At 56.2% G+C, this 13889-nt stretch carries 12 protein-coding genes and 3 tRNA genes; 3 read left to right on the forward strand and 12 right to left on the reverse strand.

What is annotated here, in order from left to right; all coding sequences use genetic code 11:
• From hflK to nnr, 8 genes are all read right to left on the reverse strand, one after another.
• Positions 1-1260, reverse strand: coding sequence for an FtsH protease activity modulator HflK (gene hflK / locus AC0TNG_RS15335; protein WP_024907334.1), 1260 nt, complete (start codon positions 1258-1260; stop codon positions 1-3).
• 56 nt (positions 1261-1316) lie between these two features.
• Positions 1317-2597, reverse strand: a complete 1281-nt coding sequence (gene hflX, locus AC0TNG_RS15340; RefSeq protein ID WP_023310136.1) for a ribosome rescue GTPase HflX — start codon at positions 2595-2597, stop codon at positions 1317-1319.
• Positions 2598-2671: 74 nt separating this feature from the next.
• Complete coding sequence (gene hfq / locus AC0TNG_RS15345) at positions 2672-2983, reverse strand: RNA chaperone Hfq (protein ID WP_023334248.1); 312 nt, start codon at positions 2981-2983, stop codon at positions 2672-2674.
• Positions 2984-3068: 85 nt separating this feature from the next.
• The gene (gene miaA / locus AC0TNG_RS15350; RefSeq protein WP_417927953.1) at positions 3069-4019 is read right to left on the reverse strand and encodes a tRNA (adenosine(37)-N6)-dimethylallyltransferase MiaA; all 951 of its coding nucleotides are present in this window, start codon (positions 4017-4019) and stop codon (positions 3069-3071) included.
• Positions 4012-5856 (reverse strand): DNA mismatch repair endonuclease MutL, encoded by a 1845-nt coding sequence (gene mutL / locus AC0TNG_RS15355; protein WP_473712556.1) that lies wholly within the window; start codon positions 5854-5856, stop codon positions 4012-4014. Before mutL ends, miaA begins: the two co-directional genes overlap by 8 nt.
• Positions 5857-5865: 9 nt before the next feature.
• The gene (amiB, locus tag AC0TNG_RS15360) at positions 5866-7206 is read right to left on the reverse strand and encodes an N-acetylmuramoyl-L-alanine amidase AmiB (protein ID WP_157188502.1); all 1341 of its coding nucleotides are present in this window, start codon (positions 7204-7206) and stop codon (positions 5866-5868) included.
• A gap of 16 nt (positions 7207-7222) precedes the next feature.
• Positions 7223-7684 carry a tRNA (adenosine(37)-N6)-threonylcarbamoyltransferase complex ATPase subunit type 1 TsaE gene (tsaE, locus tag AC0TNG_RS15365; RefSeq protein WP_013095283.1) on the reverse strand — a complete coding sequence of 154 codons (462 nt, stop codon included), beginning with the start codon at positions 7682-7684 and terminating at the stop codon, positions 7223-7225.
• Positions 7677-9200: a bifunctional ADP-dependent NAD(P)H-hydrate dehydratase/NAD(P)H-hydrate epimerase gene (gene nnr, locus AC0TNG_RS15370; RefSeq protein ID WP_407859352.1), complete on the reverse strand. Its 1524-nt coding sequence runs from the start codon at positions 9198-9200 to the stop codon at positions 7677-7679. Before nnr ends, tsaE begins: the two co-directional genes overlap by 8 nt.
• Between nnr and queG the strand changes: the two genes are divergently transcribed.
• Positions 9199-10338: a tRNA epoxyqueuosine(34) reductase QueG gene (gene queG, locus AC0TNG_RS15375; protein WP_473712555.1), complete on the forward strand. Its 1140-nt coding sequence runs from the start codon at positions 9199-9201 to the stop codon at positions 10336-10338. The two genes, nnr and queG, sit on opposite strands and share 2 nt — an antisense overlap.
• 270 nt (positions 10339-10608) lie before the next feature.
• On the opposite strand, the gene AC0TNG_RS15380 is transcribed toward queG, so the two are convergent.
• From AC0TNG_RS15380 to orn, 4 genes are all read right to left on the reverse strand, one after another.
• Positions 10609-10684, reverse strand: a tRNA-Gly gene (locus AC0TNG_RS15380).
• A gap of 36 nt (positions 10685-10720) precedes the next feature.
• Positions 10721-10796: transfer RNA gene (locus AC0TNG_RS15385), tRNA-Gly, on the reverse strand.
• Between the two features lie 36 nt (positions 10797-10832).
• Positions 10833-10908, reverse strand: a tRNA-Gly gene (locus AC0TNG_RS15390).
• A gap of 196 nt (positions 10909-11104) precedes the next feature.
• On the reverse strand, positions 11105-11650 hold the full coding sequence (orn, locus tag AC0TNG_RS15395) for an oligoribonuclease (RefSeq protein WP_008502926.1): 546 nt from the start codon (positions 11648-11650) through the stop codon (positions 11105-11107).
• A 107-nt stretch (positions 11651-11757) separates the two neighbouring features.
• Here orn and rsgA point away from each other — a divergent pair, with 107 nt between their 5' ends.
• Positions 11758-12810 (forward strand): small ribosomal subunit biogenesis GTPase RsgA, encoded by a 1053-nt coding sequence (gene rsgA / locus AC0TNG_RS15400; RefSeq protein WP_008502927.1) that lies wholly within the window; start codon positions 11758-11760, stop codon positions 12808-12810.
• A 97-nt stretch (positions 12811-12907) separates the two neighbouring features.
• Complete coding sequence (gene asd / locus AC0TNG_RS15405) at positions 12908-13876, forward strand: archaetidylserine decarboxylase (protein WP_024907342.1); 969 nt, start codon at positions 12908-12910, stop codon at positions 13874-13876.
• Positions 13877-13889 lie beyond the last annotated feature (13 nt).

A 13889-nucleotide genomic window follows, 5' to 3' on the forward strand; every position in this document is an offset into this window, starting at 1 on the left:
TTATTCCCCCTGACGCTGGTAGTCGTTACGCTGCGCGTTAGCACGGCGTTGGTCCATAATGTCACCATCGTTCGAAGAAGGCGTTGTGTTCGTGCTGGCGCTGCCTGTTGAGGCTGGCGGCAGACGCAGCAGGTTGTTCGCGCCGCTGGTGTCGCCTTTCGCTGCTGGCGCAGAACTGCCTTTCAGCATCTGATCCAGCGGCAGAACCATCAGGTTTCCGCCTTTATTGTCGTTAACCAACACTTTGCGGGTGTGGCTCAGCACTTTTTCCATGGTCTCGATATAGAGACGCTCACGGGTAATTTCCGGCGCCGCTTTATATTCCGGCAGGATCTTCGCAAAGCGAGCCACTTCACCCTGAGCTTCCAGGATGGTCTGGGTCTTATACGCGCGCGCTTCTTCCAGAATACGCTGCGCCTGACCGTTAGCGCGTGGCTGAACTTCGTTGGTGTACGCTTCTGCTTCACGGATGTACTGCTGTTCGTTTTCACGGGCAGCAATCGCATCGTCAAATGCGGCTTTCACCTCTTCCGGCGGACGCGCAGCCTGGAAGTTGACGTCCAGCAGGGTGATACCCATGTTGTACGGACGAATGGTCTCTTCCAGCTCGCGCTGGGTATCGCTACGAATAACGGTACGACCTTCGGTCAGGATACGGTCCATGGTGTATTTACCGATCACACCGCGCAGGGCGCTGTCGGTCGCCTGACGCAGGCTGTCATCGGCGCTGGTCACGCTAAACAGATAACGCTCAGGATCGGTCACGCGGTACTGCACGTTCATCTCAACGCGCACCACGTTTTCGTCAGAGGTCAGCATCACGCCAGAGGCGGCCAGTTCACGGACGGATTCCACGTTTACCGCGGTCACGTCGTCAATGAAGGTCGGCTTCCAGTTCAGACCCGGCTCAACCAGATGGCTGAACTTGCCGAAACGGGTGACCACGCCGCGCTCTGCTTCTTTAATGGTGTAGAATCCGCTGGCTGCCCAGATGATGACCACCGCAGCGGCCACGATGCCCACTACGCGGCCACCCATTGGCGGGCGCGAACTCTGAGTGGAATTGCCACCCGAGCCAGAACCTTTTCCTCCGCCAAGGCCACCAAGCTTCTTGCTCAGCTTGCGGAAGATATCATCCAGATCCGGCGGCCCCTGCTCGCGACCACCTTTGTTGCCATTTCCCTCAGAGTTGCCGCCAGGTTTGCTGCTTCCCCACGGGTCGCGGTCTTGTCCGTTATTACCGGGCTGATTCCACGCCATGTATATGCTCCATATTTGTTATGCAAGGGCGAATTATTCAGGCATCCCCTTTCTGATCAGACGATATAGTCGACCAGCGCAGGTTCTTGTTTACAGAGGCGACGCCAGTCAACGATCGGCATACGCACCTGCATCCCCACGCTGCCGTCATCCTCCATCCACTCTTTTTCTATCGCCTGAAGCTGATAAAACCGGCTGCGCAGCCTGCCTTCCTGTGGCGGCAGTCGCAGCGTGTGCTGAGCTACCTCACCGGAAAGACGTTCTGTCAAAGCCTGGAAAAGCAGTGGCACACCAATACCGGTCTGGGCAGAAAGCCAGACCCGAATCGGTTTGTTCTCTTCATCTCTGTCGATACGCGGTTCGAAATCGTCCAGCATATCGATCTTATTCATGACCAACAGCGTTGGGATCTCATGGGCGTCGATCTCTTCGAGCACCACGTTTACCGCGTCGATGTTCTCCTGCACGCGCACGTCTGCCGCATCAATCACGTGCAGCAGCAGAGTCGCCTGTCGCGTCTCCTGCAGGGTGGCTTTAAACGCCGCCACCAGGTCATGCGGCAGATGGCGGATAAACCCTACGGTATCCGCCAGCACCGTTTCACCGACGTCTGCAACGTCAATACGGCGCAGCGTAGGGTCCAGGGTCGCAAACAGCTGGTCTGCGGCATACACCTGGGCCTCGGTTATCTGGTTAAACAGGGTGGATTTACCGGCGTTGGTATAGCCCACCAGCGACACCGTCGGGATGTCGGCTTTCGTTCGCGCCCGACGTCCCTGTTCACGCTGTTTCTCTACACGTTCCAGACGTGAGAGGATCTGGGTAATTCGGCCACGCAGCAAACGACGGTCGGTTTCGAGCTGGGTTTCACCCGGGCCGCGCAAACCAATCCCGCCTTTTTGTCTTTCAAGGTGTGTCCAGCCACGCACCAGACGCGTTGCCAGATGGCGCAGCTGCGCCAGCTCAACCTGCAGTTTCCCTTCGTGGGTACGTGCACGCTGAGCAAAAATATCTAAAATCAAACCCGTGCGATCGATAACACGGCATTCGCAAAGGGCTTCCAGGTTGCGCTCCTGGGCTGGAGACAGCGCATGATCAAACAACACGACTGACGCGCCGGTTGCTTTTACGGCATCCGCAATTTCGACTGCTTTACCTTCACCAACAAAATACTTTGGGTGCGGCGCTTTACGGCTACCGGTAATCACCTGCATTGCTTCGACACCGGCGGAAGAGACCAGAGATTCAAACTCCTGGAGGTCTTCCATATCTTTGTCTTGCGAAAAATAGATGTGTACCAGCACCGCCTGCTCACCGGCATCATAACGGTCAAACAAGCGTAAACCTCTCTAAAAAGATCAGCGGGGAACGCAGGATCCCTGGCTCCCCGTGTGGATAACAGTGCGAAACCTTATTCGGTTTCGTCGCTGTCCTGCGCCGGCGTTGAAGAGCCCTGCGCGCTGCTGCCATGATGGTAGTTACTACCAGTGCCGCCGCCAGCGTTATTGCTGTGATGAGATACCGGACGGGACGGAACAACAGTAGAAATAGCGTGCTTGTAGACCATCTGACTGACCGTGTTTTTCAACAGAATCACAAACTGATCGAAAGACTCAATCTGACCTTGCAGCTTAATACCATTCACCAAATAAATAGAAACTGGAACACGTTCCCGACGCAATGCGTTCAGGAACGGATCTTGTAAAGATTGCCCCTTAGCCATTCTATCTTTTCCTTATATGCTTGTTTTGTACTTAGAACCTTGCGATTCTGAAAAATTGCGCACGATACGTCTCAATTGTACACATTCAGTGAGCGATATCACCAACAACCTCAATCACGTCGTTTAACGCCTGTTGCGGTTTTTCACTGTCTAGCCAGTGAACGCCGTCCCAACCGCGCAACCAGGTGATCTGGCGCTTCGCTAACTGTCTCGTGGCGCAAACACCTCTATAAACCATTTCATCGTATGAAATCTCACCTTCAAGATACGACCACATCTGGCGGTATCCCACACAACGAATGGAAGGCATGTCCGTATGCAAATCTCCACGGGCAAATAACGCCCGCACTTCTGCTTCAAAATCTGAAGCTAACATCTGATGAAAACGCTGCTCAATTCGCTGATGGAGCAGTTCACGGCTCGCCGGGGCGATGGCGAACTGATGCACCTGATACGGCAGAGCGTCTCCTGACGTTTGCGTCAGTTCCGTTAAAGTTTTACCCGAAATGAAAAAAACTTCCAGTGCCCGGGAAAGCCTTTGCGGATCATTTGGATGGATCCGTGCTGCGGCAACCGGGTCAATTTCCGCCAGTTGCTGATGCAAAACGTCCCAACCCTGCTCTGCCGCCTGCTGCTCAATTTTCGCTCTTATTTCCGGATCCGCGGATGGCAGGGGTGACAACCCCTCCAGCAACGCCTTGAAATAGAGCATGGTTCCGCCAACCAACAGCGGTATACGTCCCGCCGCCGTTATCTCGGCCATCTCGGCTAAGGCATCCCGGCGGAAATCCGCTGCGGAGTACGCCTGAGCCGGGTCGAGAATATCCAGCAAACGGTGCGGTGCCGCACGCAGCTCTTCTGCGTCAGGCTTCGCCGTGCCGATGTCCATCCCCCGGTAGATGAGGGCGGAGTCGACGCTAATCAACTCTACAGGCAAAACTTTACGCAACTCAATGGCGAGCGCCGTTTTGCCGGAGGCCGTTGGGCCCATTAAAAAAATTGCCTTAGGCAGGCTCGCCTTACTTGCGTCAATCATGTTTCAGGGCGTTCATCGCCGTTTGTAAATCAACAGGTTGTAATAACCCACCCGGCGGCGTTTTCACCAGATGCGGACAGAGGCGTTCCACCTCCGCCAGCACGCTAATGGCCTGCGCCATACTCCACGGCGTGTGTTCGCTTGCCAGATGGCGGGCGATCCACTGCGCGGTGTTGGCGGCATTAAACGCTGTTTGCTGCGCCAGGTAGCCTATCAGTTCAGGAATCAAGTTTTGTAAATTTTGTTGGCGTAAGGGTAAAGGCACTGCACGAATTGTCACATGTTGTGGTTCGAGCACAGTTTCAATACCCATCTGCGCCAGCTGCGACTCGGCGCGCTGCAATACCCTTGTTTCATCAGGGGATATTTTCAGGCGAACCGGAATTAACAACGGCTGCGCGCAGGCGGCATTTTCGCCAGGCGTGAGCTGCACCTGCTTAAGCCAGCGTTCGGCGACCGGCAGTGCCAGAAGCATCAATTTGCCGTCACGCTCAAGCAGTGCCATATCCGGCGCGATAATCGTCAGCACCCGGCCAAAACTCTGGCTATGGCCGTCCAGAGAAGGCTGAGCGGCCGGAATGTGCTCTTTACGTTCCACGGCTGGCGTTTCCAGCAGCTTGCGGTACAACGCGCCCTGCTGCTTCTGATAGCCAGGCTGGGCATTCGGATAGTTCGCGCCCGTTGGACGCGGCGCGCTACCAGCCGGGGAGTAACGCGAGGCTTCCGGTTCACGCGCGACGGCAGGCTCCGCAAAATGGTTGCGCCCTGCCGCCACACGGTTTTCGGGCAGCGGACGCGGTACAGGAGCGTCGTTCTCCAGCGGCAGCGTTGGCTCTGCCTGCTGCTGCAACACGGTGGCCACGCCCTGATAAATGAAGTCGTGAACCAGACGTGACTGGTGGAACCGCACCTCATGCTTGGCGGGATGGACATTCACATCCACCTGATGGGGGTCGATGTCCAGATAAAGGACGAAAGCAGGCTGCTGATCGGCACCCAGTTTGTCTTCGCAAGCCTGGCGAATCGCGTGATTGATGAGACGGTCGCGCATCATGCGGCCGTTGACGTAGCAATACTGGATCTCCGCAAACGCAGCACTGCTCGCGTTTGGATCGGCAACCCAGCCTCGTAAAGCCAGATCGCCGTGCTGCCACTCAATGGCCAGAGCCTGTTCCAGGAACGGCGTACCGCAGATCGCCCCCAAACGACGCTCTTTCTGTCCACCTTCTGCCACAGCGCGATACTGGCGCATCACCTTGCCGTTGTGGCTGAGGTTGATGGTGACATCGAATCGCGCCAGTGCGATACGCCGGATGATCTCGTCGATATGGCCGAACTCGGTCTTCTCGGTACGCATAAACTTGCGTCGGGCGGGGGTGTTGTAGAAGAGATCTAATACTTCAAGCGTCGTGCCGACAGGGTGCGCTGCGGGTTTCACCGTCACATCCATATCGCGCCCTTCGGCGTAAGCCTGCCAGGCTTCCTGCTGTTCGGCGGTACGGGAGGTCAGCGTTAAGCGCGAAACCGAGCTGATACTGGCCAGCGCTTCACCGCGAAAACCGAGGCTAATAATCGCCTCCAGGTCATCCAGAGAGGCAATTTTACTGGTGGCGTGACGGGCCAGCGCCAGCGCGAGCTCGTCTTTTTTAATGCCACAGCCGTTGTCGCGAATGCGAATAAGCTTCGCGCCACCGCGTTCGATATCAATATCGATGCGGGTTGCGCCCGCATCGAGGCTGTTTTCCACCAGCTCCTTCACCACCGACGCAGGGCGTTCCACCACCTCACCGGCGGCGATTTGGTTCGCGAGCTGCGGCGGTAGAACCTGAATCGGCATGAATTCTCCTTAGTTGGTCGCGGTCATCTCACCCGGCAGCGCTGCGCTGGCCGTCTGGCCAGCACCACTCTGTGGCGCAGACTGCAGCGGATGGGCATCAAAGTATTTACGCAGACCGTTATAAATCGCTTCGGCAATTTGCTGCTGGTAGCTGTCGCTTCCCAGCAGACGCTCTTCACCGTTGTTACTGATAAAGCCCGTCTCTACAAGGATGGACGGAATATCCGGCGAGCGCAGAACGCCGAGGCTGGCATGTTCCGGACGACGCTTATGCAGCACGCCAACGCTTTGCAGCTGGTTCAATACGTTAGTGGCGACATCATACCCGACGCGCTGAGAATGACCGAACTGTAAATCCAGCACCGCCTGGCTGAGGTACGGATCGGACTGGCTGTTCGCCAGCACGTCGCCCGCGCCGCCTAACAGTTCAGACTGCTTCTCATGCTCTTCCAGCCAGTTGGCCATTTCGCTGTTGGCGCGACGGTTTGACAGCACCCAAACCGAGGCGCCGGTGGCGCTACGATTCGGTGCGGCGTCCGCATGAATGGAGACCAGGAAATTCGCGTTTTGCTTACGCGCCACATCCGAGCGTCCCATTACGGAGATAAAGTAATCCCCGTCGCGGGTCAACACGCCTTTAAACATAGGGTCGTCATTGAGTAGCGAACGCAGTTTACGCGCGATAGCGATCGTCACGTTTTTTTCTCGCGTGCCGCCAGGGCCAATCGCCCCCGGATCTTCCCCGCCGTGACCCGCATCAATGGCGATAATCACTTTGTCACCGCTGGCCGTCGCGCGTCGCGCGCTGGCCGCCGGACGCGTCACCGTATTGCTGCTGGTTGCAGCAGTAATGCGATCGTTCTGCGATTTAAACGGATTACGCGCAGGTTCAGAAGGACGCGGCGTATATATCGGTTCTTCCACGCGCTTCGCTACGACCGGCGGCGGTGGAGGCGGTGGCGGTGCGTCGGCATTGATGGTAAAGACCACCGTATAGTTCGCCCCGTTTTGCTGCTTCACCGCCTTCGTTATGCCCTTTTCGGTCAGATCGACCACCAGGCGTAACGACTGGCTATCCTGCGGTGTTCCCGAACGGATACTTTTCACCAGGTTGTTGCCGCTGAACCGCAGCGGCAGCCCCTGGATCACGCCTGTCTGTTTGATATCCAGCGCCACGCTGTGGCTGTCTGGCTGTGAAAACGCATATTCAGGATCGCCCATAAAGCTGAACGTGATCCGGGCCTGGCTTTCGCCGTTCGATACCTGAATATCTGAGAGGTTTGCCGCCCCGGCCTGCGCGCACAGCAGCACGGTGGCAGCCAACAACCAACCTTTAACGCGATTTATCATCCCGTCATCCCTACGCTTAACCGGCCAGTCGCGCCAGTAAGGAACTGCCTGATGAGGAAACAGCACTGATGCGTGCCTCACGCCCTTGTGCCTGGTAATCTAAGTGAATTTCGACATCCGGGTCAGGCAGCACACCCGCACCTTGTTGCGGCCACTCCACCAGGCAAATGGCGTCGTTGGCAAAATAATCACGGATCCCCATAAATTCCAGCTCCTCAGGATCCGCAAGGCGGTATAAATCGAAGTGGTACACCATGAGATTTTCAAGGGTGTACGGTTCTACCAGCGTGTAGGTTGGGCTTTTGACATTCCCGTTATGCCCTAACGCCTGCAAAAAACCCCGGCTAAAGGTGGTTTTACCCGCACCTAAATCACCATACAGATAAATGACGGTTGCCCCCTGACAGGCCTGCGCCACGCGCTTGCCGAGTTCTAAAGTGGCTTGTTCATCAGGTAAAGGAATCGCTCGATTAGTCATTTTCTACGTCAATCACATCCGGGTTAACAACACGCCGCAGCGTGCAAAAAAGATCGGTGGCCAGCATACCGCGTGTACCGTAACGCGCAGCCAGTTTATCCGCCGCAACGCCGTGAGCCACGCAGCCCGCGCAGGCTGCATCATAAAGGGGAAGTTTCTGTCCAAGCAATGCGCCGATGATGCCGGAAAGCACATCGCCCATGCCGCCGCTCGCCATGCCCGCATTTCCAGCATCAATAATGCCCTGCGTCTCCTCACTGGCGACAACGGTTCCTGCCCCTTTCAAAACAGCAACACCTCCGTAACGTTTTACCAGACGCTGAGCAGAAAGTAAGCGATCGCTTTCAATTTCTGCCACGCTGCAGTTAAGCAGCCGCGCGGCTTCGCCGGGGTGTGGCGTCAGAATGCGATTGTGACGCTTATCCGGGTTTATTGCCAGAAGGTTAAGCGCGTCAGCATCCCACAGCATCGGTTTACGAAAATTCTCGACCTTTTGCAGGGCCTGTTTACCCCATGCCTGTTGCCCAAGCCCCGGGCCAATCACCACCACATCCGCCCATTCAAGGCTCTCTTCAAGCGACTGGGGCGTAAGCTCGTGCACCATCAGCTCCGGTCGGGCTGTAACGATCGGCGCAATATTTTCGATGCGAGTGAGTACTCGCACTAATCCGGCGCCGCTGCGCAAAGCCGCTTCGCCGGTCATGCGAATCGCACCTGCCGTACCATGGTCGCCGCCAATAATCACCAGCCTGCCGTGATCGCCCTTATGGGACGTCGGCCGGCGAGGCGGGAGCCACGCTGCAAGCTGCGATGCATCAAAACGCGCGATGCGCATTTCCTGCCCGGCGAGCCAGCTCTCCAGCCCCAGCGCGCTGTGGTGCAGCACGCCGACGACATCCCGCGCTTTGCCGGTCAGTAACCCCGGCTTGAGGGCGATGAAGGTCACCGTATGTGCAGCCTGAATCACCGCCCCCGGCGTCGCGCCGGTTTGTGCAATCAGGCCAGAGGGAATATCCAGGGCGACTACCGGCGCGGAATGTCTGTTAGCGTGTTCAATGAGTGCGGCAATGTTCTCACGAGGCGCGCTGCGCAGCCCCGTGCCCAGCAGCCCGTCAACAATCAGATCCACCTCTTCCGGCCAGACGATATCAGGCGCATGGATCACACCGCCTGCGTTAAGCCACGCCTCCCGGGCCGCGCCGGCCTCTTCCGGCAGCGGTTTATCACTTTCGAGAGCCAGCAAGGTCACGCGGATACCCGCAGCAACCGCCAAACGGGCGACGACGTAGCCATCGCCGCCGTTGTTGCCGTGACCGCACAGAATCAGCCAGTGGGCGGCCTGCGGGTACGCGCTGCGGGCAACGTTAAACGCCGCCTCACCCGCGCGCAGCATCAGTTCATACAGGGTAATCCCGAGACTGTCTGCGGCCTCTTTTTCGGCGCGCCGGAGGTCATCCGCATGCCAGATGGAATGTGGTATACTTGCGGGGTTTTTCTTCACCGTATGGTCCGTCATGTCACAGCCCCTCGATCTCAATGAATTATCGCAAAAAATAAAACAGTGGGGTGCTGAGCTTGGCTTCCAGAAGGTGGGCATTACCGATACCGACCTTTCCGCCAGCGAGCCGAAACTGCAGGCCTGGCTGGACAAACAATACCACGGCGAAATGGAGTGGATGGCGCGCCATGGCATGATGCGCGCCCGTCCACACGAGCTTTTGCCGGGGACATTACGCGTCATCAGCGTGCGCATGAACTATCTGCCCGCCAACGCGGCCTTTGCGCGCACGCTAAAAAATCCCTCTTTGGGTTACGTCAGCCGGTACGCCCTGGGACGTGATTACCATAAGCTTTTGCGTAACCGTTTAAAAAAACTCGGGGAAACTATTCAGCAGCACTGTGTTTCGCTGAATTTTAGACCCTTTGTCGATTCTGCGCCTATTCTTGAGCGCCCGATTGCCGAAAAAGCCGGGCTTGGCTGGACAGGTAAGCACTCACTAATCCTCAGCCGCGACGCCGGATCGTTCTTCTTTCTGGGTGAACTGCTGATTGATTTACCGCTGCCGGTAGACGGCCCGGTAGAGGAAGACTGTGGCCGCTGCGTGGCCTGTATGACCATCTGCCCCACCGGCGCCATCGTTGAGCCTTACACTGTTGATGCCCGTCGCTGTATCTCCTACCTCACTATCGAACTGGAAGGGGCCATTCCAGAGGAGTTCCGACCGCTTATCGGCAACCGCATCTACGGCTGCGACGATTGCCAGCTCATCTGCCCGTGGAACCGCTATTCACAGCTTACGGACGAAGAGGATTTCAGCCCACGTAAGGCACTCCATGCGCCGCCGCTCATCGAGCTGTTCGCCTGGACCGAGGCCTGGTTCCTGAAGGTGACGGAAGGTTCGGCCATTCGCCGTATCGGGCATCTGCGCTGGCTGCGAAATGTGGCCGTCGCGCTGGGTAATGCCCCGTGGGATGAAGCGAACGTGCAGGCGCTTGAAAGCCGTAGAGGTGAGCACCCACTTCTTGATGAGCACATAGAATGGGCGATTGCGCAGCAAATTGAGAAACGTAATGCCTGCGTGGTCGAGGTGCAGCTACCGAAGAAACAGCGTCTGGTGAGGGTGATTGAAAAAGGGCTTCCGCGGGATGCCTGAACTATTCACAGCCTGTGAATAAAATTACAAACTCAAGCGCCATCTGGGCTGGAGAAGAGGTCAAGTGATCTCAATAACATTTTGAAATCAAATTTTATACTGTAAATACAGTGCGTTACGAAGATATTATTCACCATGCTAAGTTTTAACCCTGTTTCGGTTAAGCGCAGTTTCTGTGGATAACTCTGTTCACAAGAGTATTTCAGAGACAACAGAAAACGTCCCCAGCGATGCTTTTCGCTGTGGATATTTTAGAGATGAAGAAGAATTTGGAGCGGGAAACGAGACTCGAACTCGCGACCCCGACCTTGGCAAGGTCGTGCTCTACCAACTGAGCTATTCCCGCTTGGGTGGTCCGTGCTGTGGAAGCACTTTCAAATTTTGGAGCGGGAAACGAGACTCGAACTCGCGACCCCGACCTTGGCAAGGTCGTGCTCTACCAACTGAGCTATTCCCGCTTGGGCAGTCTGTGCTGTGGAAGCACTTTCAAATTTTGGAGCGGGAAACGAGACTCGAACTCGCGACCCCGACCTTGGCAAGGTCGTGCTCTACCAACTGAGCTATTCCCGCAAATCTGCACTGCTTTTGTTGCTGTCGTAACGTGTAATTCTCTGTCGTTACGGGAGGCGCATTATACGAGAAATCCTTTTAGCTGCAACCCCCCTTAAAGCGATTTTTTCGAAATTAAGTTCAAATGCTTATTTAATCGGCAAGCTGAACAATTTAACGACAAAAACCCGGCCACGCAAGGCGCCGGATCGCAAAATCACAGCTTAATAAAGTTTTCGCGGTAGTAGGAAAGCTCCGCCACGGACTCTCGGATATCATCCATCGCCTGATGCGTGCCCTGTTTTTTAAAGCCGTCGAGGATTTCAGGCTTCCAGCGACGCGCCAGCTCTTTCAACGTGCTGACGTCCAGATAGCGGTAGTGGAAGTAAGACTCCAGCTCCGGCATGTACTTAAACAGGAAACGACGATCCTGGCCGATGCTATTCCCACAGATTGGCGATTTGCCTGCCGGAACCCACTGTTTCAGGAACTCAAGCGTCGCCAGCTCCGCCTCACGGTCACCCATAGTGCTCGCCTTCACCCGCTCCACCAGACCGCTGCCGGTGTGGGTACGGACGTTCCACTCATCCATCAACGCCAGCTGGTCATCGGACTGATGCACCGCTATCGTTGGCCCTTCCGCCAGGATATTCAGGTTGGCGTCCGTCACCAGGGTTGCAATTTCAATAATGCGATCGCGCTCGGGATCCAGCCCGGTCATTTCGAGATCGATCCAAATCAGGTTGTTTTCATCCGCGCTCATGTTATTTTCCACCCTTCTCGCATAACCGGCAGTAGCAGGTTAACTAGTATTAATTAGAGTGTATCATAGAGGTTTTGCCCCCTACGGGCGACCAGGAGCCAGTGCGATTGAGTAAAAATAAACTCTCCAAAGGGCAGCAGCGCCGCGTGAATGCCAATCACCAGCGCCGTCTTAAAACCACTGCGGAGAAGGTCGATTACGACGACAACCTGTTTGGCGACCCAACGGAAGGCGTAGTCATCAGCCGTTTCGGTATGCACGCTGACGTGGAATCCGCCGATGGTGCGATTCACCGCTGCAACATCCGCCGGACCATTCGTTCTCTGGTGACCGGCGACCGCGTCGTCTGGCGGCCGGGTAAAGAGGCGGCGGAAGGCGTGACGGTAAAAGGCATCGTTGAAGCGGTCCATGAGCGCACGTCCGTATTAACCCGTCCCGATTTCTACGACGGGGTCAAACCGATTGCCGCCAACATTAACCAGATTGTTATCGTATCGGCGATTTTGCCCGAACTGTCGCTCAATATTATCGACCGATATCTCGTCGCCTGCGAAACGCTGCAGGTTGAACCGATTATCGTGCTGAACAAAATCGATCTGCTGGACGACGACGGCATGGCCTTCGTCAATGAGCAGATGGATATCTATCGCAAGATTGGCTACCGCGTTCTGATGGTCTCCAGCTATACCAAAGATGGCCTGAAACCGCTGGAAGAGGCGCTTACCGATCGCATCAGCATCTTTGCGGGCCAGTCCGGCGTGGGCAAATCGAGCCTGCTGAACAACCTGCTTGGCCTCCAGCAGGAAATCCTCACCAACGATGTCTCTGATGTCTCGGGCCTGGGCCAGCACACCACCACCGCGTCACGCCTGTATCACTTCCCGCACGGGGGCGATGTCATCGACTCCCCGGGCGTGCGAGAGTTCGGTTTATGGCACCTGGAGCCGGAACAAATCTTTAACGGATTTGTCGAATTCCATGATTATTTAGGCGCTTGCAAGTACCGCGACTGTAAACACGATAACGACCCAGGCTGCGCTATCCGTGAAGCGGTTGAGAAAGGCGAAATTGCGGAGACCCGCTTCGAGAATTACCACCGTATTCTTGAGAGCATGGATCAGGTAAAAACGCGTAAAAACTTTTCTGATTCTGATAACTGACAACTAAGCTAAGCATCGCTAAAATCGTCCCCTTTTTTCAGGTTCCGGCGGCTTAACGCCGGATCAGGAACGACAAAACAATGGCCTGGAGGCTACCTTGTTAAACGCATTTAAACTTTCGCTTCAATACATTCTGCCAAAACTGTGGCTCACTCGCCTGGCGGGCTGGGGCGCAAGCAAACGCGCGGGCTGGCTGACCAAACTGGTCATCGACCTTTTCGTAAAATATTACAAGGTCGATATGAAAGAGGCGCAGAAGCCGGACACCGCCAGCTACCGCACCTTCAACGAATTCTTCGTGCGCCCGCTGCGTGACGACGTGCGCCCGCTGAACACCGACCCTAACGTCCTGGTGATGCCGGCAGACGGCGTCATTAGCCAGTTGGGTAACATCGAAGACGACAAAATCCTGCAGGCGAAGGGCCATAACTACAGCCTGGAAGCGCTGCTGGCGGGTAACTACCTGATGGCGGATCTGTTCCGCAACGGTACCTTTGCCACCACCTATCTGTCACCGCGCGACTACCACCGCGTGCACATGCCGTGTAACGGTATCCTGCGCGAGATGATTTACGTCCCGGGCGATCTGTTCTCCGTGAACCACCTGACCGCGCAGAACGTGCCGAACCTGTTTGCCCGTAACGAGCGCGTCATCTGCCTGTTTGATACTGAATTTGGCCCTATGGCACAGATTCTGGTGGGTGCAACCATCGTAGGCAGCATTGAAACCGTCTGGGCAGGCACCATCACCCCACCGCGCGAAGGCGTGATCAAACGCTGGACCTGGCCTGCCGGTGAAGCGGAAGGCTCTGTGGCCCTGCTGAAAGGTCAGGAGATGGGTCGCTTCAAGCTGGGCTCCACCGTGATCAACCTGTTTGCGCCAGGCAAAGTGAAGCTGGCTGAACAACTCGAAAGCCTGTCGGTCACCAAACTGGGCCAGCCGCTGGCGGTCTCGACAGAAACCTTCGTGACGCCAGAGGCAGAACCTGCGCCGCTGTCACAGGAAGAGATCCAGGCCGAGCACGACGCCAGCCCGCTGGTTGACGACAAAAAAGACGAAGGCTAACAACAGAAGGATC

It is taken from the genome of Enterobacter sp. PL_is514 (assembly GCF_055816715.1).

What these genes read in the sequence shown, in the direction of transcription:
- nnr (WP_407859352.1), bottom strand. Translation starts at nt 9,200, where the DNA reads ATGACGGACCATACGGTGAAGAAAAACCCCGCAAGTATACCACATTCC.
- hfq (WP_023334248.1), bottom strand. Translation starts at nt 2,983, where the DNA reads ATGGCTAAGGGGCAATCTTTACAAGATCCGTTCCTGAACGCATTGCGT.
- amiB (WP_157188502.1), bottom strand. Translation starts at nt 7,206, where the DNA reads ATGATAAATCGCGTTAAAGGTTGGTTGTTGGCTGCCACCGTGCTGCTG.
- queG (WP_473712555.1), top strand. Translation starts at nt 9,199, where the DNA reads ATGTCACAGCCCCTCGATCTCAATGAATTATCGCAAAAAATAAAACAG.
- miaA (WP_417927953.1), bottom strand. Translation starts at nt 4,019, where the DNA reads ATGATTGACGCAAGTAAGGCGAGCCTGCCTAAGGCAATTTTTTTAATG.
- tsaE (WP_013095283.1), bottom strand. Translation starts at nt 7,684, where the DNA reads ATGACTAATCGAGCGATTCCTTTACCTGATGAACAAGCCACTTTAGAA.
- hflK (WP_024907334.1), bottom strand. Translation starts at nt 1,260, where the DNA reads ATGGCGTGGAATCAGCCCGGTAATAACGGACAAGACCGCGACCCGTGG.
- orn (WP_008502926.1), bottom strand. Translation starts at nt 11,650, where the DNA reads ATGAGCGCGGATGAAAACAACCTGATTTGGATCGATCTCGAAATGACC.
- mutL (WP_473712556.1), bottom strand. Translation starts at nt 5,856, where the DNA reads ATGCCGATTCAGGTTCTACCGCCGCAGCTCGCGAACCAAATCGCCGCC.